Here is a 23,565-nt window from a genome sequence, read left to right as displayed (position 1 = left end):
TGATCGAGGCGTCGACTCGAGCGACGGCACTGTCTCCTGGTTGCGACGGCTTCGAAGCGGGTGAAAATAGATTTACTCGAGCGTTAGTCTGCGCCGGCCGCGCTCTCGTGGTGGGAGTCGCCGCCAAAGAGCGGGATGACGAAGCCGCTCACGCTGAGAATCATGAGGATGCCGCCAGCGCCGATGATCAGTTCCTGACCGCCGGTGAATACGCCAGCGAGGATGACGAGGACGCCGACGAGCAATACTCCAAAGCCGGCCGTAATCGCGGTTGAATCGTCCATACATGCCACTCGATGGAACAATCAATATAAATCGACCGAAAGTACTCGAGACGTGTTTTCTACAGGTCCTCAACGGACTCCCATCCGGATCAGTAAAATCCGAGGAAGGTGCAAGCCGCAGGTTGTTCGACCTGGCTGGTGAGTCGATATGCATGGTTGTTGCATCCGCAGTCGTGTTCCTGGCGAGCTTGCTCATCGGTGCACTCGGGATCTATCTCGGGGCGCGAATCATCGTCGGCGCGGGCAATTACGACCACGCACTCGTCACCGCGTTAATCGGGGCGGTCGTCTGGGCAGTCGTCGGCTTCTTTGTCGGCTGGATTCCACTTTTGGGCCCGGCACTGGCGTTGCTGGCCTACATCACGGTAATCAATTTCCAGTATCCCGGCGACTGGACCGCAGCGGCTATGATCGGTCTCGTCGCCTGGGTGACCGTCCTCATTGCACTCTACGTGCTCGCCGCAGTCGGGATCACGGGCTTCAACGCAGTCGGCGTACCAGGACTGTGATCGGAACACAGAATCGTCACAGCCACGACTCGAGCGCCCGCCGATAGGTCTCCTGACAGCGCTCGAGCACCGCGATGCTCACGCTTTCGGATTCGGTGTGGGCCTCGCCGGGTTCAGCGGGGCCACAGACAACGCACTCGGTTCCAGCCTGTGAGAGCCAGCCAGCGTCGGTCGCGTGGGGTTTCGTCACGAGTTCGGGCGAGCCGGTCTGGGCAGTGTCGGCCGCCTCGAGCACGAGGTCGGCAAACCCGTCGTCACCGCACTCCATCGGCGGCAGGTCCTGGTCGACGGTCCACTCGAAGCCCTCGAGTTCGTCGACCGCCTCGAGCGAGGCGCGTTCGCCGGGAACTGTCCGCTCGTCGACGGTGATCTCACAGCGGTCCGGGACGACGTTCCAGGCCGTGCCGCCCTCGATTTCGGTGACGACGACGCTCCCCGACAGCGTCTCGCCCGCGACCTCGACAGCGGGTGCCTCGAGTTCTCGGAGGTGGTCAACAGCGTCCGTCGCGCGATAGATAGCGTTCTCGCCGGCATCGGCTTCGCTCGCATGAGCTGCGCTGCCGTGGGCGGTGATCGTACTCCCGCGCCGTCCCTTGTGGGCGATGGCGACATCGGTCACGCCGGGACTCGAGTAGCCGGTCGAGCCTTCACCGACGATGGCGTACTCCGGCGCGAAGCCGTCGTCGATGGCGTGGCGTGCGCCGACGCCGCCGACTTCCTCGCCGACGAAACTCGCGAAGACGAGTTCACCATCGCCGGCCGACTCCGGAAGCGTCTCGACAGCGTCTCGAAACGCAAGCATGGCAGCCGCGACGGCCCCTTTCATGTCGGCCGTTCCCCGGCCGTGGAGACGGCCATCGCGTTCGTCGACGACGTATTCGTCGGGACCAGCGACCTGTGATGGAGCCGGTTCGACGACGTCGTGATGACCGACCAGTGCGAGTGAGTTCTCGCCAGCGCCCGCGCGAGCGATCACGTTTCCCGCATCGTCTCGAGTGATCGCACTATCGGTTTCACGGCGCAGCCAGTCTTCGATGTGGTTGCCAACGGCGGTTTCGTCCTCGTGGCTCGGGACCGCGACCAGTTCCTGAGTCAGTGCAGCAACCGTGGATGCCATACGTGATGCTCCATCGCCAGGGCTGTGAGTGCACCGGTGGCGACCGGAAGCCGCTAGTGATAATTAGTTGCAAACCGAGAGCATACTCGAATGGTGGTATTCGTAACCCAATCACACTCTACCCTGGCCAGTGGGGGAATCATCTCTCTTGGAGCCATCACGCGACGATGAACGGACAGCAGTCTGCTGAGCGCGCGAGTCGATCAAGCGTACATCGCTGGGTGAACGAGAAATGAGCGTCCTCTGTACTGACCCCACTGTTGTCGTCGGAATCGGTGATACAACCCGTTCTGACGCCCTTCGTGAGTCACTGCTCAACGGGACAGCCACCGACTACCAACTCGTCGAGTCAGCCGACGCTGCACTCGAGTTGATCCGCGAGCGTGAGGATATCGGCTGTCTCCTTACCGACACACCCCTGCCGGAGACGACTGCTGGCGATCTCTGTCGCGAGGCCCAGGCACACGATGACCGCTTTCCGGTCGTGGTCTACACCGAGACGGACAGCGATAGCAACGAGTCGGACACGGTTCGAGACGCCCTCAACGCGGGTGTAACGGGGTACTATACGACTGACGACTCACTCGAGACCGTTCGACGGGCCGTCGATGAGGCACTCGAGGCCTACGACCGACAGCGAGTCGCCCGTGAAGAGAGTTCGGCGTTCGAAACGTTACTCGAGAACGGCCAGACGAATATCTACGTCAAGGACGAGCAGGCGCGGTATCTCCGGGCAGCGGCTGGATCTGACTCGAGCAATCAGGAGAAACTCGGCCGAACAGATCTCGATATCTACACGGAGAACAACCCCGAAATGGCACGGCAGACGTACGAAGACGATCTGCAGGTCATCGAGTCGGGCGAAGCGATTCGCGGGCGCGAAGAGTGGTACGGCGACGGGCGCACGGCACACGTCGTCCGAACGACGAAGATTCCGTGGACCGACGACGAGACGACAAAAGGACTGGTTGGTATCACCACCGATATAACCGAGTTGAAACGCCAGGAGGTCGAACTCGAGATTCTCCAAGAGCAATTCGAGAAGTTCTCCTCGAACGTTCGTCACGAACTCAAAAACCCACTGCAGGTCGCGATTGGAAACCTGCAACTCGCACGGGAAACCGGCGACGAGCAGGCGTTCGACACGACGACCGAAGCACTCGAGCGGATTGAAGAAATAATTACGGACCTCGAGTCAATCGCCAAAGACGAGACGAAGCGCCCGAAACAGGGGCCAAACTCGCTCGCCGACCTTGCGAGGTCCGTCTGGGAGATTCTATACACAGGTGAGGCGACGCTCGAGGTCGAACTTCCCGACCACGTCCGGACGTACACGCCCGAGGGGACGCTGCGACCGGTCTTCGAGAATCTGTTCAAAAACGCCATCACACACGGTGGGTCGGATATCACGGTTCGTGTAGGGACGCTCACTGACGGTTTCTACGTCGAAGATACGGGCGGTGGAATCCCGGAAGACAAACGAATGGCAGTGCTCGAGAGCGGCTATACGACGGCCCCAACTGGCAGCGGAACGGGACTTAGCATTGTCGCCGACGTCTGCCAACAGCAAAACTGGGACCTCACGATCACCGAGAGCGACGAGGGCGGTGCCCGATTCGAGTTTACGAACTGTCCGGTTGCCACAGCACCGACAGCAGCCGACCGCGCCGATATTACGACCGCGACTTCGTCGGTCGCACTCAGCGACACGGGTGCGGTCGGCACGCTCGAGGCAGATGCGAGCGCCGAGTATGACCCGAAGGCCGGGCGCTGGACGGTCACAGCAGATGGGTCAAACATCTGGCGTCACTGGAATGATTTCTACTTCGTCTCGACTGCCATTGATCCACCCGTCAGTATCCGGGGCCGTGTCACTGGACTCGAGAACGTCGATCCGTTCAGCAAGGCTGGTATTATGGTTCGAAATAACCGGGATACCGACGCGACCTACGGTTACATCGGGGCCACACCCGAGTTCGGAACGGAACTGCTCTGGCGGATGCACCGCGGTGAGCACGGAATCAGCCAGCAGTTACGCGAGGACTCCTGTTCGGCCTGGTTTCGCGTAGACGTACTCGAGGGCGACGTGACCTGTTTCGTCTCACAGGACGGGAGCGAGTGGACGCCGGTCGATCAGCGGCCACTCGAGTACACGTCGCCGGTCGACGTCGGCCTCGTCGTCTGTAGTGTCGTCCCTGGCACGCCGTGTACGGCGACGTTCGAAGACGTCTCGATCCATCGACTCGAGGAAGAAAGCGAGACTCATGACTCAGGGGAGTAAGGACGAAACCAGTGTGTGGCGTTCGAGTCGGGCAGACTCGAGCGCCGATGTGTCAGAGGCACACGACAATCACGAGAGAGTGCCAGACACGCACAGAGACGGACACTGTCGACTGTGACGTCGTGGCGCACTGGGTATTGGCTCGAACCAAACCTTACCTTATCGTCTGTGTGCCTGTTCACCACATGAACGCACACCGGCCAACGAACAGTGACTGAGGCCAACAGGTTCAGTCACTGATTGGTTTTCAGACGATAGCAGTCTGTTGATTGATTCCATTCTCCGTCAGTCAGACTATCGCCACAGCAAGGTCTCATTGGGAAATCAGTCGCGACTGATCGGTGCTGTCGGGTGATTTTACCGGAAGGAATAAGGCGCTGTGTCAACCAGAGGTCACGTAATGGGGTACGAGTGGGGCACACAGCTATTTGCCTCGTCACATCGCCTGGCGTTACTTCGAGAACTTCGCTCGAATCCCGCGGATACGAAGACGCTGACGGACACACTCTCAATTTCCCGTGTCACGGTTCAGCGCCACCTCAATCACTGCACGGAACACGGTTGGATTCGGAAAGTCGACGGCCAGTACGAACTCACACCGGTCGGCGAACGCGTCTGTGATGCCACGACGACGTATCTCGAGGAGTTGGCCGTCCTCGAGGAACACAGTGCGGTGATCGACTGTCTCGCCTCGATTGATGACTCGTTCGATCCGCTCTTACTGTCGGATGCGACGGTCTCAGTCGCCGAACCGAACGATCCACACGAGCCGATCTATCACTATCGGAACGCGATCACCGGGACGACGACCGACACCATCCGTGGTATCCTGCCGATCTTCAGCGAACTGCTCATCGAAGTCCACCGTGATCTGCTCGACAACGGCGTCGAAACGGAACTGATCGCACCACGGCCCGTTCTCGAGGCCGCCCCACCCCCAATCGAGGAGCTTCCCTCGCCGATATTCGACGTCTACATGCTCGAGGACACACTCGAGTTCGGGGTGACGCTGACGGATGAACGGGCGTTCGTCGGTACCTACGACGCCGGAACGTTCGTTGCGTGTATCGAAAGCACCGCGCCAGCGTTTCGCGACTGGGCTGACGAGATATACGAGCGCTATCGCACGCAAGCGACGCGCATTCAACCCGCACACAGCGGAAACTCTGAGTAGTGCCACTGCCGACGTGTCCGCACCCTTTTACCTGCGAAGAGCGAACCCCTCATTATGAACGTCGTGCCGGATACGAGCGTGGTTATCGACGGCCGCGTCTCAGCGACGATAGATGACGGGCAGTTCGAGGGAGCGATGATTTCGGTGCCGGAAGCCGTCGTCGCAGAACTCGAAGCGCAGGCCAACGACGGCATCGAGAGCGGCTGGGATGGCCTGGAAGAACTCCAGCGCCTCGCCGACCTCGCCGATGAGGGCACCATCGACCTCGAGTACATCGGGGAGCGGCCAAACGCCATCGAGCGTGGCCACGCCTCCGAAGGCGAGATTGATGCCCTGATCCGTGACCTCGCAGAGGACCTCGAGGCAACGTTCCTGACGAGCGATATCGTCCAGGCTGAAGTCGCCCAGGCGAAAGGCCTCGATGTCGAACACATTGCACCCGAGATTCGAGAGGTCGATGTCGGAACACTCGCCGTCGAGAACTACTTCGACGACCAAACGATGAGCGTCCACCTCCGCACGGACGCGGTGCCAAAAGCCAAGCGGGGCGAACTCGGCGAGATGCGCTACGAGCCGATTGCCGACGAGCCACTCGAGGAGTCGACAATGGACGAGTACGCCCGAGAGGTCACCGACGCCGCCAAGGAATCGTCCGATGGCTTTCTCGAACTCTCACAGCCGGGCATGAAAATCGTCCAGTTCCGTGATTACCGGATTGCCGTCGGTCGGCCACCCTTCTCGGATGGCATCGAGATCACCGCCGTCCGACCAATCGCGCAGACGGATATCGACGACTACGATAACGCCGACGAGTTAAAAGACCGACTGCTCGAGCACCAGCGGGGCGTCCTCATCTCGGGTGCGCCGGGTGCCGGGAAGTCGACGTTTGCACAGGCAGTTGCGCGCTACATTTCGGATCACGACTTCTCCGTGAAGACGATGGAGAAGCCACGGGACCTGCAGGTCGGCCCCGAAATTACGCAGTACACCGAACTGGGCGGGGAGATGGCAAACACCGCAGACGCCCTCCTGATGGTTCGGCCGGATTACACCATCTACGACGAGGTCCGCAAAACGGACGACTTCGAGGTCTTTGCCGATATGCGACTCGCGGGCGTCGGCATGATCGGCGTCGTTCACGCGACCAGAGCAATCGACGCTCTCCAGCGTCTCGTCGGCCGTGTCGAACTCGGGATGATCCCGCAGGTCGTCGACACCGTCGTCTACATCGAAGCCGGTGAAGTCCACACCGTCTACGACGTCAAGACGACGGTCAAAGTGCCCGCTGGACTCACCGAAGAAGACCTCGCGCGACCAGTTATTCAGATCACCAACTTCGATACCGGCGAGCCGGAGTACGAGATCTACACCTTCAACCGCCAGGTCGTCACCGTCCCGCTCACGGACGAGGAGGGCGGCCCCGGCAACGAGTCCGGCGTCGACCGCATCGCCAAACAGGAGATCGAACGTGAGATTCGGTCAATCGCCCAAGGCTACGTCGATGTCGAACTCAAAAGCCAGGACAAGGCCATCGTCTACGTCGAAGAAAATGACATCTCGAGTGTCATCGGCAAAGGTGGCGGTCGCATCACGGACGTCGAAAACCGCCTCGGGATCAATATCGACGTCCGAACACACGACGAGAATCCCAACTACGGAGCGGGTGCCGGGAGTGCAAGCGCCAACGGCAGCGGCGGGAGCGGTGGCGGACAGACCGCCGGCCAGATGGTTACTCCTGAGGTCACCTCAAGACACATCGTCATCCCGGTTGATGGCAACCACGGCGAGACCGTCGAGGTCCAAGCCGGCGGCGACTACCTCTTTACGGCGACGGTGAGTCGCGGGGGCGAAATTCAGGTGTCTCGAGGGAGTGCAATTGCCGAAGAGTTAGAGCAGTCAATCGACCGGAAAGAGCCGGTAACGGTCGTTCCCTCGTAAGGTATTGTCCCGCGAACGAGCGAAAGCGCGGCGCTCCGCGCCAAGACGAACGGGCACCGCCCGTGAGTCAGTGAGTGAGCGGCCTTTTTTAGCGTAGATTTTTTCGAGAAGCGGTTCGCGAACAGAGTGAGTGAACCCGACGAGAAAAAAGGTACGTGCGTGAGATACAGGTTTCGCGGGGGAGTGCAATTGCCGAAGAGTTAGAGCAGTCAATCGACCGGAAAGAGCCGGTAACGGTCGTGCCGTCGTAAGGGTCTCTATCGGAGAACGGTATTTTCGTGGTGCCAGAACCACATTGAAAAGATCGTAGAACGGTGTCTCGAGTGGTATCTGACTCCAAAGTGCTGGTATTGCTACGAGCAAGTCTGTGTTGGAGGAGTTATTGACAGTAACGAACTATGCCGGTAGTTAAGAGACAGTCTGTCCAGCCGAGTATCTTCTCACTATTAGGTGTTTAAGGATTAAGCCTATATACGAGACGCTTGTCTACTTGTGATAGAGAACAAAGAGAGATCCACTACAATGGCTGCAGAAAGCAATACGTTCGTCTATCCGGAAGTCGGTGCACAGAAGGGATCGTTCATTACCAACGACGCGGCGCTCGAGGATGTCCGCAAGCGGATTATCGACGACATTCAGACGCGTGTCGCCGACGCGGGCGCTGATGGTGTCGTCGTCGCAATGAGCGGTGGCATTGATTCGACGGTCACGGCAGCCCTGGCGGTCGACGCACTGGGCGGTGACCAGGTCCTCGGACTTGGACTCCCCTGTCACAAGGCCGATCACGCAGACGTGAGTGACGCGCGGACAATCGCAGACGGACTCGGAATGGAGTTTCAGGAGATTCAACTCCGACCGCTGCTCGAGGCGTTCAAAACGGCGGTCGACCCCGCACTCGAGACAGGTGAAGAGACGGCAACCGCGCGCCCTGCTGAGCGAAACGATGCGCTCGGGAACGTAACGGCACGTCTGCGGATGGTGTGTGCATACTACGCGGCAAACCGCCACTCGCGTCTCGTGCTCGGGACAGCGAACCGGTCGGAACTCCTGCTTGGCTATTTCACCAAGTATGGTGACGGTGCAGCAGACACCTATCCACTCGGAGACCTCTACAAGACCGAGGTTCGAGCGCTTGCAGGCCGGATCGGCATTCCGCGCCGCATCGTCAGCAAGGAGCCAACGGCAGGGTTCTGGGCCGGCCAGACCGACGCCAGTGAGCTTGGTGCCCCCTACGACGTGATCGATCCACTCCTCGAGCGTCTCTTCGAAACAGACACCTCCATTCACGAGGCAGCGACGGAGCTTTCGATTGACCTTGAGATAGCCCGCTCGCTCGCGTGGCGTTCGGCGGAAACAGCACACAAACGCACCCAGCCACCGACGCCGGGTGTTGTAGATCGACCCGACTCGAGCGCTGGCTTCGACGGCGGGAGCTGACTCCGAGGAACACGAATACTCACTCGAGAGTCGAAAACAGTGTTCAGCTGAGAGACGATATTCACTGCTGAGTGTGCTGTTCAGCTCGTGGCTTCCTCGAAGTAGAGATCCGGATTTCGCCACCAGAACAGGCCCCACGAGAGCATGAAGCCGCCACCCATCGCGATGATGTCCTGTATCACGCGGGGGAGTCCAAGACCGAGGATCACTGCGAGCGTCATCGTCGACCCGATTAGTGCCCCGAAGAGGACGAACGTCAGGTCACCGATAATCCGTTCAGTTGGATGCTCCCAGTAGTGTTGGCGGTGCTCATCGTACCAGACGCCGACGTAGATCAACACTGGTGCCATCATCGTGATGACGGTGACGATCTGATACGCCTCTTCTAACCCTCGCGGATCGAGAAGGGCCATATTAATCGCCGTCGAGAGAACCGACATCGCAAACAACCCAAGCAGCAACCAGCCCCATCGTGGGAGCCGTTGTTTGTCCATACTGGAGAGACAGTCATTGAACGAAAATAATCCTGCTGTTCTGCTGTTTGTACGTACGGGGCGGAACGAGCGTTACTCCGCGCAGCAGGCGTCTTTCTTTGGTGACTCCTCGACACCATTTCCATCGGCTGCAAGCGGTTCCTCGAGCCGATAGAGACTCTGTCGAGCGTCTGCAAAGTAGATATCCTCATCGACGATTCCGATGTCCTCTAAGCGCTCGAGGGCGTAGCGAACCGTTCGAGCCGAGAGCATCGATTCCTCGACGATCTGTTTTTGCGTCAATGGACCATCATATTCGAGAACCTTGAAGACGAGTTTGGCGCTTGGTGGCAAGTCTTCGATGTCCTCCCCGTCAGTCTCTGCCATATTACGATTCGAAAACTCCCAGCAGTATAAAAGTTGAGCCTTCTACCCGAGAAAAAGCCGACAAGTTACGGAGACGAACGTACGTAAAATACACCTATAGTGCCTGTAATACAACAATACAGCAATTGACCGGCTGGTCAGGATAGGTGTTGGTACAGTGGGAGTTCTTGTGCACAGTACGTCACAATATTGGGAACACGACGTGGTGGTGGTCGTCGTACATGAACATTGTGGCCAGTCAATAGTCGTGCGCGCTGATAGAGGTGCGGTGAGACAGTACGTCTTCCCGCAAGTTAAGTTGGAAATACTGAATAACTATTATAACAGTAGCTTTCGAGTAGATTTTTATGGTAACGTTGTGAATCAGCCACCCATGTCGCGGGGGCGGGCATTCACAGTGTGGCGGGGAACTCACAACCACTCGAGTACTCGGCGTTCGGGGCTGCCAGTCGGGGAGACATGGCGTGCTCGAGCACGGGCAGAACGGGTCAGACAACAGCAGTAGGGATCATCGATGACATCGGGCACTAATCGGCCAAGAGAGCATACGAGAACCGGCACAGAACGCAGCGTTAGCCCTGTCGTAGGGGTTGTACTCCTTGTTGGGATGGTACTTATTGCAAGTACGCTTCTATTCGTAACAGGGTCAGCAGTTCTGGATGCAATTGAGTCTGGTGCCGAAGACGAACAAAGTCAGTTATTCATTGACGAAACCAACCACAATCTCCTAACGGTTGCCTCAACGGGCCATGCACAAGAACTACCGATTAGCGATATGTCGACAGATCGGTTTGTAGTAGACAGCAATGCTGGCGAAATCAACGTTACATGGCATGGTGGTGATGAAAACCGTTCGGCAAATGGCCCGCTTGGTGCACTCGAGTTTGAATTTGCAGACCGAACCGTTGCGCATCAGGGAGGCGGCATATGGGAGGATACTGGTGATACCGTACTGGTCAATTCTGAGCCACCAATTGAATACGATGGTGAGCGTCTTTCTCTAACGGTTCTTCAGATTGACGAAGATACAACTGAATTGTCTAACCCAGTTGCGCGGGCAAATCATACAGCGGCAACAGATCTGAACGACCGAATTAGTGAGGCTGCTGATGAGTCTGACGGTGAAAATGTCTCAATCGAAATTGAGAGTGAGTACTACGAGGGGTGGGAAACCTATTTGGAAGATGAAATTGGAGGTCACGAGAACGCGACTGTCGACAGTAATGGAGATACTGTTACTGTCGATATTACCGGAGCTAGAGACCCAGGAGATCCCTCTCTGTTCGTGATTGAGGACGAAAACGGCTTCGTTGACGACGATGGTGGCTCTATTGACCACGTCATTCATGAAAATCAGACTGACGAAATCGGCGTCAACAGCACGATCAGAAACGAGGGTGATGAACACGCAACGCAGGAGGTCAAACTGATAATCGAGGGAGAGACAAAAACAAAGACGGAAATCTCACTCTATCCAGACGACCCCACTTACACGGGTGACGTCCTCAACTTCGCACCAGACGACCTCTCTGAACTAACACCAGGGGAAACGTACGAGTACACTATTGAGACCGATGACGACGACAGCGACGCGGGGACGTTCTACTTCGGCCACGAGGGTTCGAATCTGGATGTGATCAATCCTTCAAGCGGTGAGATTACTCCTGATATTGTCGACGGAAACGCAACAATCGAACTGGCGGTCAAAAATACGGGTATCAAGGATACGTCTGCTGATCTCGAACTGGAGTTCGGTGACCTCGATGCGAATTCAACACAGTCAATAGATGTTGACTACGGGAGCGAAACGACGGCCGACTGGACCGTCAACAAAACGTCCTTGCCTGCTGGATCGAACGAGTTCACCGTTTCGCTCGGAGACGAGTCTGTTGCGAGCGGTACAGTCACTGGGATCGCCAGCGACGGCGACGGAATGTTCGTCGTCGTCGAAGACGAAGGTGCTGGCAGCGACCAAATCGTCAAAGACAACGGAGAACTGTTCGAAGTCCGTGGTGGTATCCAGAGTGCGTACCCCCACGATAATGTAACTCGAGATGTGACGCTGACGATTCCCGATGCCGGTGTTGAGGAATACAACGAGTCGATAACGCTCAACGAAGGCGAACATGAGATGATCACATTCGAAGTCGACCCTGATGAATACGAGTTTGAGCTTGGTACAGTCTACGAGTACGATATGCAAGCCGAAGGCGATGGTCTTTCAGAGAACGGAACGTTCTATTTCGGTTCGTCTGGCACTGACCTCAGGCTCTCGAATGCGGACACGACGGTCGATGATGATGTCACAATTACTGCAGACCTCCACAACGTTGGCGTCGATAATGCAATCGAGAGTCCCGTCTACGTCGATCTCGAGTACACTGAAGAAGATGGATTACCGGAGGAACTTGACGAAGATCCGTACGAAGATCCGATCAATGCAGGACCTGTCGAACAGCCGCTCGGAACAAATAGTAGTATCGAACTACCAATTAATCAGAGTAAACTCCTTGATGGAAACTACACTGCGACGATCAGCACGCAATACGACGAAGTGGAGACAGAGTTTACAGTCAGTGCTGGTGTAGACCCCGGTCGGGTTGGGTTGGGTGAGATCGATAATGCGACCGTTGATATCTCTGTACTGGGTTCGCAGGTGTCTGGAACGGATTTCTTGGATAGAGACCATTCCCTTGGAACAATGACACTCGATGTGCTCACTGAGCAAAATGGTCAAACCCAGACAGAACACGTGTTCGAAAATCCGGAAGGTGGGAACAATATCAATACGTATCCTGCATGGCAGAACAAAGACCATTATGTATATAACACGACGATTGAGATCGAAGAAGAGTCGACGCTGACGCTTGCCTCACGTTCATATGGACTACCACAAAGTACTGCTGGCTGTGAACTAGAAACGGCAAGTCGCGGGCGGGGAGACCACAGGTGGTGTACTCAGTTTGACGATAGCTCAACAGACTATCTGGTTGATCCAGTTGATGCGACAACTGATGAACAGGAACAGAATCTCCGCGTTCGAAGTGCTGAAAACAACGATGTTCCATCACTCCAACCAGGTAACAGCGAACAGGAGAGTGTCGACGAAATCCTTGCAGATATCTCTGATCCGGCGATTAATCGAGACAGTCTGTGGGAGAACGGTGAACTCAACCTCGAGGATAACGAGTTTATTTTCCTCTTTGAGACGACAACCCAATGTGGAATGTCGGATGCAGGTTGCAGCGAAGATGACGAGAACATTGATGCACTGTGGGAGAGTGCACAGCAAACGAGCGGTGCTGGAGACCCCAATTTCAACGATCTGATCGTATACGTCCGAGTGAACCGAGCGGATGTTAATCCCGGCACACCGAGTATCGATATTATCCCCCACAGTAACGGCGAGGAATCAACAGTTGGTATTGGAGAAGGCGGCGACGCCAGCATGCCGGACGAAATCGAATTCGGACTCGAGAACGGAGACCCAGTCGAAGGCTCGAGTCCCACACCTGAAGCCGGTGAAGGAGGGACGAACGAACACAACAGCGGTGCTATCGACATTGGCTTCGAATTCGAAAACGACTATATTGTGATTGAAAACTAACTTTGCAGCACAATACGAGTTCACAGCGAACTCTAAATCACAACCGAACCCGAACCCCTTTTCACCACCGACAACAGAAGTCGATACATGTCGACTGAATCGATTAGTGACCGACGTGAGCATATCCGCTCGATCAGCGTCACCGCGCTGTCTGCGTTGCTCGGCGTCGCCGCGGCATTTGCCTCGATGGCGATCACGGGCGACGTGAACTCACTCGAGGCGGCGGACGCTGCCGCGGGTGATACGCGGGCGTTGTTGCTCGTCGTGGGTGCGATCCTCGCACAGATTATTTTCTACGATGTGACGAGCATCTACGGTGACGACGAGTTCGGGATGAAACACTACCTCTACGTCACGTTCATGACGTTTGCGTTCTGGTTCGTGGTGTGGGGCATCATGCTGACGGCGGGGGCCGCAGCCTAAACCATGGCGGACGATAGTATTGCCGTCGTCGACCTTGATCGGTGCCAGCCAGATCGGTGTAGTTACGAGTGCAAGAACTACTGTCCGCCAAACCGCACCGGTAAGGAGTGTATCACGCTGCGCGGCGAGGAAACCGACGAAGGCCAACCCGAACAGGTTCATATCTCTGAGGAGATCTGTCTCGGTGAAACCTGTGGAATCTGCGTCGAAAAGTGCCCCTTCGATGCCATCGAGATCATCAATCTTCCCAACGAACTACAGGATGATCCAGTCCACCGATACGGCGAAAACGCCTTTTCGCTGTACGGGCTGCCGGCACCACAGGAAGGTCAGGTCACGGGGATTCTTGGCCCGAACGGGATCGGGAAAACGACGGCCGTGCGCATCCTGGCCGGCGAACTCGAGCCGAATCTCGGCCGCCACGACGAAGACATCGACTGGGATGACGTCCTCGAGGCCTATCGCGGGACCGAACTACAGGATTACATCGAGGACGTTCGCGACGGCGACGTGACGGTTGCGCGCAAACCACAGTACGTCGACCAGATTCCGAACAGTTTCGACGGCAACACACGCCAACTGCTCGAGCAGACTGACGAACGTGGTGCGCTCGATGAGTTAGTCGAGCGCCTCGAGATTGGGCCAGTGATGGACCACTCAATCGACGATCTTTCGGGCGGTGAACTCCAGCGTGTCGCCATCGCAGCGACCTTAGCGCGCGATACGGACTTTTACTTCCTCGACGAAGTCACGCCGTATCTCGACATCGGCCAGCGTGTCACCGCGGCGCGACTGATTCAGGAACTCGCCGAAGAGGAAGATCGGTCGATGCTGGTCGTCGAACACGACCTTGCGATTCTGGACTTGCTCGCCGATACGCTTCACGTCGCATACGGTGAACCCGGCGCGTACGGTGTCATCACCTCGCCGAAATCCGTCCGAAACGGGATCAACGAGTACCTCTCGGGCTATCTCGACAACGAGAACATGCGAATCCGGCCGAACCCAATCGAGTTCGAGGAACACGCACCCCGAAGCGGTGGCCACGGGGACACGCTCATCGAATACCCCGACCTCACCAAGAGCTACGGCGACGGCGAGTTCACACTCGAGGTCGAGTCAGGCAAAATTCGGGAGAACGAAGTCCTCGGCATCGTCGGCCCGAACGGGATCGGGAAGTCGACGTTCGCGAAACTGTTGACCGGAAACCTCGAGGCCGACGAGGGTGACGCAGACCTCGACCTGAACATTTCTTACAAGCCGCAGTATGTGACCATCGACCAGCACATGCGCGTCGATGCGTTCCTCTCGTCGATTACGGACCAGTTCGGCTCGTCCTACTGGAACACCGAAATCGCCCAGCCGCTCCAACTCGAGCGGATCATGGAGCAGAATCTCTCGGATCTCTCCGGCGGTGAGCGCCAGCGAGTTGCGATTGCTGCGTGTCTCTCCGACTCCGCGGACCTCTACTTGCTCGACGAACCGTCGGCACATCTGGACGTTGAACAGCGTGTTCAGGCCACGAGCGCGATTCGCCGATACGCCGAACAGCAGGATGCGACCGTGCTCGTCATCGACCACGACATCTACATGATGGATCTGCTTGCGGACCGGATGATGGTCTTCGACGGCGAACCCGCGGCCCATGGTCGCGCTGGCACGCCACAGTCGATGCGTGGTGGCATGAACGACTTCCTCGCAAATCTCGAGGTCACGTTCCGTCGCGACGAGCGGACCTCGCGCCCGCGGATCAACAAGCCCGACTCGCAGTTGGACAAACAGCAAAAAAGCGACGGCGAGTACTACTACGCGCCGTAATCGTCGTCTCTCGAACATCGGAGCGACGGAGCGTCGGACCGATTTTTCACGTCTTACTCGTCGATGACGAATCCGCTCGCACCGAGGAGTGCAAGCACGATTCCAGCGAGTGTCGCGCCAATGACGGGCGCGGAGAGAACAAGTCCCCCAGTGAGTGCGTACGCCACGCCGAGCGCGGTGACCAGCGGCGCGAGGACGATCAAAAGCGTCGCGAGTTCTGGCGTATGTGCCGTGAATCGCCTGGTCTCGTCTCTTGTCTGGCGCTCTCGCGGATCGACGAGTCGCCACTGGGGTCCAGGGTCGTCAACCGTGAACCAGTCTCCGAGCGATGACTGTGCAGCCAGCACCGGCTGTGTCCACCAGTCGACTTCAGGGTCGTCCTCGAGATCAGCGCGAGTGACGTACACCGTTTCATCGACGAGGTGGCTAATCGAAGTCGCATCGTAGCCGACGTCGTCGACGATGCGAGCCAGCAAGAACTCCTCAGACCACGGAATCGGCTTCTCGAGCGTGAATTCGACGATCCCACCGTGGGGAAGCGCCACCTCGAGTCGAACTGTCGTCTCATCGAGTGAGTCGAAGCCAACGACGTGGCCTTCGACGAACCCGTCGTGGGTCGTCGAGACGTCGACCCGGCCGAGTTCGTCCTCGAGGCGACGTTCGGGCGTCTCGAGGGGCTGCCGACCCGTGTGTGAACGCGAACTGGGACTATCTGTGGACGCCTCGGTGCTGGTCTCACCAGGAGTGTGAGCGCCAGAGTCAAAGTGAGCGCCGGAATCGCTCGAGTCGTCACTGGGTGTCGGCCGGTCTTGCTCGATTTCGATTTCGATCTCGTCGTCTCGGTCGGTGGAATCGGTCACGGTCGCTTTGGTACGACCCTGTAGGATGCCTCCGGATAAGTGGTTGTTCCCGCTGGTCGGTCCGACGCGTTACGCATCAGTTGGGTCGGCTCGAATCACCGCGAACAGGCCCTCGCCGTGGCCCTCGCGAACGTCCGGTTCAGCGTCAGCGTCGATCTCGGTCGGATCGCCGAACACCGCCTGGCGGCGCTGCTCGACAGTGAATCCCGCATCCTCGAGTGTAGTACACGCCTCGTCGGCGCTCAGAAATGCAGCCTCGGCGTAAAAGGGGTCCTCGTCTTTGTGTTCCTGATACACCTGTCCGCCGGGGCTCGCTCGGTTGAGGACGGCAACAACGAGCGTGCCATCGGGCGCAAGCACACGGCGGGCTTCCTGCAGTGTTACCTCGAGGTCGTCGACGAACGAGAGGACGGTGACGAACAGGACGAGATCGAGCGCGTCGTCGGCGACCGGCAGCGACTCGGCGACGCCGCGGACAGTGGAGACGCCACGTTCAGCGGCGCGCTCGAGCGGCGAGTGGGCTGGATCGACGCCTACAGGGATATCGAGTGGGGCCCCAAACCGGCCAGTGCCGACGCCAACCTCGAGAGCCTGCGTGTCGGTATCGACAGCGACGTCCTCGAGTGCGCGCTCGAGGGCGGCTAGTTCGGTGCGGTAGACGCCGTCGTTCGCGTCGAACCAGTCGTCGTACGCTGCCGTCTGTGTTTCAAAGGGGGTGGGAGTCGGCATTGGTCAACAGACACAAGCCGAAAAGAAAGGAGTTGTGTTCGTCGGCGTTTCGGACGAACAAATGGGTCTCGGGGTTAGCTAATCAGGCGCTGACAGCTACCACAGAGGTTTTCCTCTTTAATGTCGACTTCGCGGACGGTCGGCGAGAAGTTCATCACGCACCGGTTGTTGTCGCAGTGTTCGAGCCCGTAGGTGTGGCCGATTTCGTGGACGATTTCCTTGCGGACGCGATCTTCGAAGATTTCGTTGGCGCTTTGATTCGAGAAGCCGCCGTCACTTGAGGTCTGGAGGCGGTACGTCGAGACGACGCTGCCGCTGCCGTCGAGGTAGGCGAGTCCGAAGACGTAGTTACGCCGGCGATAGAACAGATCGTGTGGCGTGATCGCGATGTTTTTCTCACCGCGACCGACGCGTTCGGCGAGTTGGATGAACGGCTCGGCGGAGTACTGGTTCCGCCCGGAGTCGTACGCGCCGTTTGGAACCGACTGCGAGTCGTTGACCGTGACCTCGCAGTCATAGACCGATCGCAACGCACCGGAGGCTGCCCGTTTGACCTCCGCGGGGACGTTTCCGATCGGCACGATGTCGACGAGCATGGCAACTGCTATGAGCGCGGCCATCATAAACGTCCCGCCGTGTCCCACTCTCGCCGCAATCTTGAGTCAATAATAAATTACCTTACTCGGTTCGAACATGTCGTCGAAATTGGAATCGGTCGCCGCACGGATCTCGCGGTAACACTCGAGAACGCGGGCGTGTCGGTCGTCGCAACCGATATTACCCAGCGCGAGGTTCCCGCCGGTGTAGAGTTCGTCGAAGACGATATCGTCGATCCGGACCTCGCGGTCTACGCCGACGCAGACGCCATCTACGCGCGCAACTTGCCCCCGGAGTTACACCGGCCGGCACTCGAGGTTGCCCGCGAGGTCGACACTGCGTTCTATTTTACCACGCTCGGCGGCGATCAGCCCACGGTTCCGGTCGAGCGGAAGACGGTTCAAGAGGGGACGCTGTACGTGGCCCACGACGGCGACGAACAGAGCACATGAGTTAACAGCCATCCGTTCGTTGTCGACCGACGAGACGTTTCCGTGCCCCTCGAGTCACTCCCGCTGTCTCTCGTAATTGTCCTCCTTGTAGTCGTCCTCACGTTCGCCGTCATCGGCATCGGAACGATGCTCTGGATCGCAGTTCGACTGTTCTCGATTCCCGGCGTCGTCGTCCACGAATTCGCCCACGAAAGCGCTTGTCAACTCGTCGGCGTGCGGGTACTCGAGGTCGTCTACTTCCGATTCGGCGACCCAGCGGGCTACGTCCGCCACGAACAGCCGGCGCGCTATCGCGAGACGTTCGTCATCTGCGTCGCGCCGTTTCTGGTCAACACCGCCGTTGCGCTCGTCACGTTTCTCGGCCTCGCCGTCGTGGTCGGCACACTCGAGGAGCCGGTGAGCCTCGAGCGCGTGCTATCGGCCCCACGGGAGACACTCCTCGCCGGATTCGGTCTCGCGTGGCTCGGGCTCTCCGTCGGGATGGCTGCATTTCCCAGCACCGGCGACGCGAACCAGCTCTGGACGCGCTCGCGCCTCGAGTGGAAACGATCCCCGCTCGTTTTGCTCGGATTGCCCGTTGTCGTCGTGATCTACGTCGTGAACGTGCTTTCGTGGCTGTGGGCGGACGTGCTCTATGCCCTCGCATTGCTCGTGCTCGCGTTTTCGCTCGTCGGCGGGATTATTCCGTGACGAGCCACCGACCGATAGCACAGCGACACTCCCATATTTTCAGCCACTGAGTCTATGCATCGTATTCTATAATGAATACATGAATGAGTAGGCTGGAACAATGACGAACCAGACCAACCAGCAGCTGGGAGCCATCACGAGACGGTCGTGTCTCGGAGTGATCGGCGGCGCAGTCGTCGGGTCGGCAACGGCAACAGCGACTGCAAAGAGCGATTTCGAGACCGTCACAGTCGCCGAAGATACCCGTGAGGTCGTCTTCGTCGATGATGGCGAGACACTCGAGAACGTCACGTACGATGTGACGGCGGCCGGCGCGGGCGTCTCAATCGTCGCAGTCGAGACGGACTGGACAATCCGGAACGTTGCGATCCATGGCACGGTCGAGATGGGCGACAACAGCGTGTTCAGCGTGGGTGATACGGACGGTGGGACCTCTCGCATCGAGAACGTGTGGCTCGGCGACGGAGACGACTACCAGCAAAAAGGCGCAACGGGCTTCTGGACCCCGCCGAGTCACGACGGCCATCTCGAGATCGAGCGCGTCAACGTCCAAAGTCTCTCGGACAACGCATTTTACTGCTCACCACCCGGCCGCGCGGGTGGCGGGACGGTCGCGTTCAGGGACTGCTACGCGGCGAACTGCTGGGTTGCCCAGTATCGACTCGCAGCAGGGACCATCGACAACTGCGTCGCGAGTGTGACTGACTCGAGACCGTATCGACAGGGCCGGGGCGTCTGGGCGTGGAATCCGGGAACGGTCGAGGTCGTTGACTCCGAGTTCGACATGAACGGCCACCACTACTCGTTCCGGGCCGGAGCGAACGGCGAGCCAAGCCACATGACAATCACCGACACCGAGTGGGACGACGGGTTCAACGGTGGGTGGACGGAACAGTCAGGGAGTACGATTGCGTTCGAGAGCGGAAATGGCACCAACCCACAGAATCAGGTTCCCGACGGCTGTCCGACGTCGGCTGGCGATGTGTTCGCTTGAGAAGCCGATAGCGGTAGGTGTTATCGCGGGTGTGACAGCAGCGACCAGTTCTGCCCGTCACTGAGACGGATACAGGTCCTCTGCATCGGATCGCCGAAATGCGAGTCGCGTTCCGACGTACGAGGCCGCGCCGACTGCGACGAGCGCGCTGATCACTGCAAGCGTCGTGAGACTGAAGAGGACTTCGAGAGCCATATTCCACGCACAACCCATCACGTGAAAACTATTTTGGAGCAATGACAGGACAACTCGAGAGTCAGAACCCACAGTCGAAATCGACCGCCTTTATTCCCACCCGCCCGTTCGAACGGGTATGAACGCAGACGCCGTCGTCCTCGACATCGACGGAGTGCTCGTCGACGTGGCCGACTCCTACCGGCGCGCAATCCTCGAGTCCGTCGAATCGGTCTATGACCGGACGATTCGCAAAGACGACATCCAGCTATTCAAAGACGCAGGCGGGTTCAACAACGACTGGGAATTGACCGACGCCGCTGCGTTGTACGTCCTCGCGACCGAGGAAGGGTACGACGAATCGCTCGAGGCATTCACGGACGCCATCGCGGAGGAGGGTGGCGGCCTCGAGGCGGCTGAATCCGCAGTCCGGGATCGAATCGGTGCGCGGGCAACCCAACGCGTCACAGAGCGCTGGGATCGCGAGCAGTTGCGTGACGTCTTCCAGCAACTGTATCTCGGTGCGGAGTTGTATCGCGGCCTCGAGGGTGGCGAACCCGACCGCGAGACCCGCGGGTTCATCCACGACGAGCCGATCATCCTCGAGGCTGAAACTCGCGACCGACTGCTCGCCGAGTACGACGTCGGCGTCCTCACTGGCCGCCCGGAGGCTGAAGCCGAGATCGCGCTCGAGCGCGTCGGCCTCGAAGACGCGATTTCGCTCGAGCACCGGTTCACGATGGACGACTGGGAGGAAGGCAAACCACATCCGCGGGCGCTGACGACGCTCGCCGAGCGCTTCGATGCCGAGCGTGTTGTCTTCGTTGGCGATACGTTAGACGACGTCCGAACCGCGACTAACGCCGCCGATGCTGATTCGGAGCGAGAGTATCACGGCGTTGGCGTGCTAACTGGCGGGCTGACTGGCGAGGAGGGACGACGAAAATACGAAGCCGAGGATGCCGCAGCCGTCCTCGAGTCGGTCAACGAGGTGCCCGACCTGCTCGAGGACGCCTAATCGTGGTCGGATACTGATCTATAGTAGCCACTGCAAGTCAATGTACACCTGATCGACAGATGGCTCGGCGATCAGTGTGTAAATAGTTGGTGTTGTCACTATAGACGCCGACGCTGTCACATACTGGCACCTGTCAGTCAGTTCCGCCACGCTCAGGACCCTGTTGCCGAGTGTGGCGCTCCGTGTCGGACTCTGCGGACGGATCTGCCCCTGGTTGGTCGATGGTCGAGGATGGATGAATATCCGACCGTGAATCGGTGGTTGTGGGCAGTCGGACAGCAGTGAGCCAGAAGTTCTCGAACGAGCGGACGAGGTCGACGAACTCGTCGGGTTTGTCGGGTTTCTGAATGGTTGCGTTGGCGTGCAGATCGTACGACCGCGCAATATCTACTTCGGCGTCCGAACTCGTGAGGACGATTACCGGAATCTGTCGCAGCGTCGGTTCAGATTTGATCTCCGAGAGGACGTCTTCGCCGCTGACATCTGGCAGATGGAAGTCGAGCAACACGAGATCCGGGGGTGGACTGTCGGCGTACTCATGTCGCTGGTGAATGTAATCGAGTGCATCCTCGCCGCTCGAGACCGAGACAACGTCACACGCAATACTCGCGTCTGTGAACGATTCGGCAAAGCGCCTGGCGTCACCAGGGTTTGGCTCTACCAGTAGAACGGTCACTGGCTCCTCGAGCGAGGGGCGTTTTTGGGGCATATCGAGACTAGTCGGCCAGTCAGCAAGAGCATCGCGGTGAGGGTCGGGTCGTGGGAAGACGCCGCACTCGAGCCAGCCGACGTGCTCGAGTCGAGAGCCACGGCGGGCACCCGTTTTTTGGTACCTGTTGCTGTATTCTCACGAGAGTCGACTCATGCCCAACGTGCCCCGCACCAACACACTCCCCGGCGAACCGACCTCGCCCTGGCTTGCAGAGACACTCGAGGAGCCACCTGTTGACTCGTCCGCCCCCTCGAGTGATGAACGACCCTCGAGCGAGGAGATACCCCTCGAGCAGGCATTCGGCGCTGACGATGACCCAGTCGATGTCGCAGTGATTGGGGCTGGCATTGCCGGGCTGTCGACCGCATTCGAACTCCGAGAGCAAGGCCAGACCGTGCTCGTCCTCGAGCGCGACCGGGTTGGGACGGGTGTCACCGGCAAGTCGACAGCAAAACTGACGAGCCAACACGGACAGATCTACGATCACCTCACGCGAGAGTTCGGCTCGAGACAGGCACGCCAGTACGCCCAGACACAGGAAGACGCCATCGACACCGTCGAACAGCGAATCGCGGACCTCGGTATCGAGTGTGGGTTCGAACGGGTACCGTCGTATCTCTACAGTAACGAGCCCGATACCATGGAGCGCGAGGCTGAGGCTGCTCGAGCAGCAGGGCTTGATGCGACGTACGTCACGTCCGTGCCGCCGTTCGAGCGCTCGCAGGCCGGCGTCCGGTTCGACGAACAGGCGTGGTTCCACCCCAGAAAGTACCTCCTCGGGATCGCCGACGCGCTGGCCGAAGACGACGACGCGACGATTGCGGAGGGGACCGAAGTGACAGACCTCGAACCGGGATCGCCGTGTCAGATTCGGGCGAACGGACAGCGGGTTCGGGCACGGCAGGTTGTTCTCGCGACTGGCTTTCCGATATTCGACCGAGCGGGCTACTTCGCTCGGATGCATCCGAAACGATCCTACGTACTCGGCGTGCGACTCGACGGACGCCCACCTGAGGGGATGTATTACCGGCCGGGCGATCCCTATCGCTCGGTGCGGACCCACCGCGACGAGGACGGCGAACTGCTGCTCGTCGGCGGCGAAAACCACAAGACTGGACAGGGTGGGTCGACAATTGATCGCTATCAGCGACTGCTGCGCTGGACGCGCGAGCATTTTCCGGTTCGGTCGGTCGAGTACCACTGGTCAACGCAGGATTACGTTCCCGCAGATCAGGTGCCACTCGTCGGTCGTGCCGGCCCGCGAACCGAGAACGTCTCCGTCGCAACCGGCTTTCGCGGCTGGGGAATGACGAACGGCGTCGCAGCGGGCCGGCTGCTCGCGGGCCTGATCGCTGGCGACCAGCCATCGACACGGAGCCTGTTCGACCCGCTTCGATTCACCCCGAAGCCCTCGCTTGGAACGACGCTCACCGAGAACGCAGACACCGCGAGTACGTTCGCAACTGACTGGCTCCAGACGCTGTTCGGCCCCGACCACGCCGCCCTCGAGCCCGGCGAGGGAACCGTCATCCGCGAGGGTGGGAAACCGGTCGCCTGCGCTCGCGATGCCGACGGCGACCTGCATACGACCTCGGCCGTCTGTACCCACATGTACTGTGTCGTCGAGTGGAACGACGCCGAAGGCAGCTGGGACTGTCCCTGTCACGGCTCCCGATTCGACCTCGACGGCGAGGTACTCGAGGGGCCGGCAACCGACCCGTTACCGACTCGAGACACCCAGTCGGAGCGATAGCGTCGGCCCCGGCTGTAGAATAGTAGTGTCGGATTCGAACCGCTAGTCGGTACTAGTGTTCAGTAGGATAGACAATCACAAACACATGTAGCAGAGATATTTATTTAAACTCGCTGTGAGAACTCGAAAAAGATCGCT

Annotated in this window: 21 protein-coding genes and 1 pseudogene; 13 read left to right on the top strand and 9 right to left on the bottom strand. The window is 58.8% G+C overall.

The window, feature by feature from the left end:
• Positions 1-83 precede the first annotated feature (83 nt).
• Positions 84-284, bottom strand: coding sequence for a hypothetical protein (locus tag B2G88_RS15815; RefSeq protein ID WP_054864149.1), 201 nt, complete (start codon positions 282-284; stop codon positions 84-86).
• Positions 285-436: 152 nt separating this feature from the next.
• On the opposite strand from B2G88_RS15815, the gene B2G88_RS15810 reads away from it, so the two are divergent.
• A complete protein-coding gene (locus B2G88_RS15810; protein WP_087715298.1) occupies positions 437-793 on the top strand; it encodes a hypothetical protein in 357 nt (118 codons plus the stop codon).
• 16 nt (positions 794-809) lie between these two features.
• Here B2G88_RS15810 and B2G88_RS15805 read toward each other — a convergent pair whose 3' ends face one another.
• Positions 810-1,910, bottom strand: coding sequence for a M20 family metallopeptidase (locus B2G88_RS15805; RefSeq protein ID WP_087715297.1), 1,101 nt, complete (start codon positions 1,908-1,910; stop codon positions 810-812).
• A gap of 232 nt (positions 1,911-2,142) precedes the next feature.
• Here B2G88_RS15805 and B2G88_RS15800 point away from each other — a divergent pair, with 232 nt between their 5' ends.
• The 4 genes from B2G88_RS15800 to B2G88_RS15785 all read left to right on the top strand — a co-directional run bounded on the left by B2G88_RS15800 (position 2,143) and on the right by B2G88_RS15785 (position 8,740).
• A complete protein-coding gene (locus tag B2G88_RS15800) occupies positions 2,143-4,191 on the top strand; it encodes an ATP-binding protein (protein ID WP_087715296.1) in 2,049 nt (682 codons plus the stop codon).
• Between the two features lie 400 nt (positions 4,192-4,591).
• Positions 4,592-5,365: a helix-turn-helix transcriptional regulator gene (locus B2G88_RS15795; RefSeq protein ID WP_054864021.1), complete on the top strand. Its 774-nt coding sequence runs from the start codon at positions 4,592-4,594 to the stop codon at positions 5,363-5,365.
• Positions 5,366-5,419: 54 nt separating this feature from the next.
• Positions 5,420-7,303 carry a PINc/VapC family ATPase gene (locus tag B2G88_RS15790; protein ID WP_087715295.1) on the top strand — a complete coding sequence of 628 codons (1,884 nt, stop codon included), beginning with the start codon at positions 5,420-5,422 and terminating at the stop codon, positions 7,301-7,303.
• A gap of 522 nt (positions 7,304-7,825) precedes the next feature.
• Entirely contained in the window at positions 7,826-8,740 is a 915-nt protein-coding gene (locus B2G88_RS15785; protein WP_054864022.1) for an NAD+ synthase, read from the top strand.
• An 80-nt stretch (positions 8,741-8,820) separates the two neighbouring features.
• Here B2G88_RS15785 and B2G88_RS15780 read toward each other — a convergent pair whose 3' ends face one another.
• Complete coding sequence (locus B2G88_RS15780) at positions 8,821-9,234, bottom strand: hypothetical protein (protein WP_087715294.1); 414 nt, start codon at positions 9,232-9,234, stop codon at positions 8,821-8,823.
• Positions 9,235-9,306: 72 nt separating this feature from the next.
• A complete protein-coding gene (locus B2G88_RS15775; RefSeq protein WP_054864023.1) occupies positions 9,307-9,600 on the bottom strand; it encodes a winged helix-turn-helix transcriptional regulator in 294 nt (97 codons plus the stop codon).
• Between the two features lie 514 nt (positions 9,601-10,114).
• On the opposite strand from B2G88_RS15775, the gene B2G88_RS15765 reads away from it, so the two are divergent.
• From B2G88_RS15765 to B2G88_RS15755, 3 genes are all read left to right on the top strand, one after another.
• A complete protein-coding gene (locus B2G88_RS15765) occupies positions 10,115-13,207 on the top strand; it encodes a DUF7289 family protein (protein ID WP_140408884.1) in 3,093 nt (1,030 codons plus the stop codon).
• A gap of 87 nt (positions 13,208-13,294) precedes the next feature.
• Complete coding sequence (locus tag B2G88_RS15760) at positions 13,295-13,630, top strand: EMC6-like membrane protein (protein WP_054864026.1); 336 nt, start codon at positions 13,295-13,297, stop codon at positions 13,628-13,630.
• Between the two features lie 3 nt (positions 13,631-13,633).
• Positions 13,634-15,448 (top strand): ribosome biogenesis/translation initiation ATPase RLI, encoded by a 1,815-nt coding sequence (locus B2G88_RS15755; protein ID WP_087715291.1) that lies wholly within the window; start codon positions 13,634-13,636, stop codon positions 15,446-15,448.
• 53 nt (positions 15,449-15,501) lie between these two features.
• On the opposite strand, the gene B2G88_RS15750 is transcribed toward B2G88_RS15755, so the two are convergent.
• From B2G88_RS15750 to B2G88_RS15740, 3 genes are all read right to left on the bottom strand, one after another.
• Entirely contained in the window at positions 15,502-16,308 is an 807-nt protein-coding gene (locus B2G88_RS15750; protein WP_087715290.1) for a hypothetical protein, read from the bottom strand.
• 69 nt (positions 16,309-16,377) lie between these two features.
• Positions 16,378-17,037 carry a class I SAM-dependent methyltransferase gene (locus tag B2G88_RS15745; protein ID WP_087715289.1) on the bottom strand — a complete coding sequence of 220 codons (660 nt, stop codon included), beginning with the start codon at positions 17,035-17,037 and terminating at the stop codon, positions 16,378-16,380.
• Between the two features lie 74 nt (positions 17,038-17,111).
• Complete coding sequence (locus tag B2G88_RS15740) at positions 17,112-17,633, bottom strand: archaemetzincin family Zn-dependent metalloprotease (protein ID WP_087715288.1); 522 nt, start codon at positions 17,631-17,633, stop codon at positions 17,112-17,114.
• Positions 17,634-17,672: 39 nt separating this feature from the next.
• Between B2G88_RS15740 and B2G88_RS15735 the strand changes: the two genes are divergently transcribed.
• The 3 genes from B2G88_RS15735 (at position 17,673) to B2G88_RS15725 (ending at position 19,770) form a co-directional block, all read left to right on the top strand.
• On the top strand, positions 17,673-18,086 hold the full coding sequence (locus tag B2G88_RS15735) for a UPF0146 family protein (protein ID WP_176393269.1): 414 nt from the start codon (positions 17,673-17,675) through the stop codon (positions 18,084-18,086).
• 42 nt (positions 18,087-18,128) lie between these two features.
• Positions 18,129-18,776: a metalloprotease family protein gene (locus B2G88_RS15730; RefSeq protein WP_054863920.1), complete on the top strand. Its 648-nt coding sequence runs from the start codon at positions 18,129-18,131 to the stop codon at positions 18,774-18,776.
• 100 nt (positions 18,777-18,876) lie between these two features.
• On the top strand, positions 18,877-19,770 hold the full coding sequence (locus tag B2G88_RS15725) for a hypothetical protein (RefSeq protein ID WP_140408883.1): 894 nt from the start codon (positions 18,877-18,879) through the stop codon (positions 19,768-19,770).
• A 57-nt stretch (positions 19,771-19,827) separates the two neighbouring features.
• Here B2G88_RS15725 and B2G88_RS19705 read toward each other — a convergent pair whose 3' ends face one another.
• A complete protein-coding gene (locus tag B2G88_RS19705; RefSeq protein WP_176393268.1) occupies positions 19,828-19,965 on the bottom strand; it encodes a hypothetical protein in 138 nt (45 codons plus the stop codon).
• A gap of 118 nt (positions 19,966-20,083) precedes the next feature.
• Between B2G88_RS19705 and B2G88_RS15720 the strand changes: the two genes are divergently transcribed.
• The gene (locus B2G88_RS15720) at positions 20,084-20,962 is read left to right on the top strand and encodes a TIGR01548 family HAD-type hydrolase (RefSeq protein ID WP_054863922.1); all 879 of its coding nucleotides are present in this window, start codon (positions 20,084-20,086) and stop codon (positions 20,960-20,962) included.
• A 262-nt stretch (positions 20,963-21,224) separates the two neighbouring features.
• On the opposite strand, the pseudogene B2G88_RS15715 reads toward B2G88_RS15720, so the two are convergent.
• Positions 21,225-21,671 (bottom strand): annotated as a pseudogene (locus B2G88_RS15715) (response regulator); the annotation flags it as partial.
• A 154-nt stretch (positions 21,672-21,825) separates the two neighbouring features.
• On the opposite strand from B2G88_RS15715, the gene B2G88_RS15710 reads away from it, so the two are divergent.
• Positions 21,826-23,427: an FAD-dependent oxidoreductase gene (locus B2G88_RS15710; protein WP_087715285.1), complete on the top strand. Its 1,602-nt coding sequence runs from the start codon at positions 21,826-21,828 to the stop codon at positions 23,425-23,427.
• Positions 23,428-23,565 lie beyond the last annotated feature (138 nt).

This window comes from Natronolimnobius baerhuensis, from assembly GCF_002177135.1.
Lineage (GTDB): Archaea > Halobacteriota > Halobacteria > Halobacteriales > Natrialbaceae > Natronolimnobius > Natronolimnobius baerhuensis.
The sequence above is the reverse complement of the archived record's forward strand: the minus strand, read 5'-3'. Positions and strand labels throughout refer to the sequence as shown.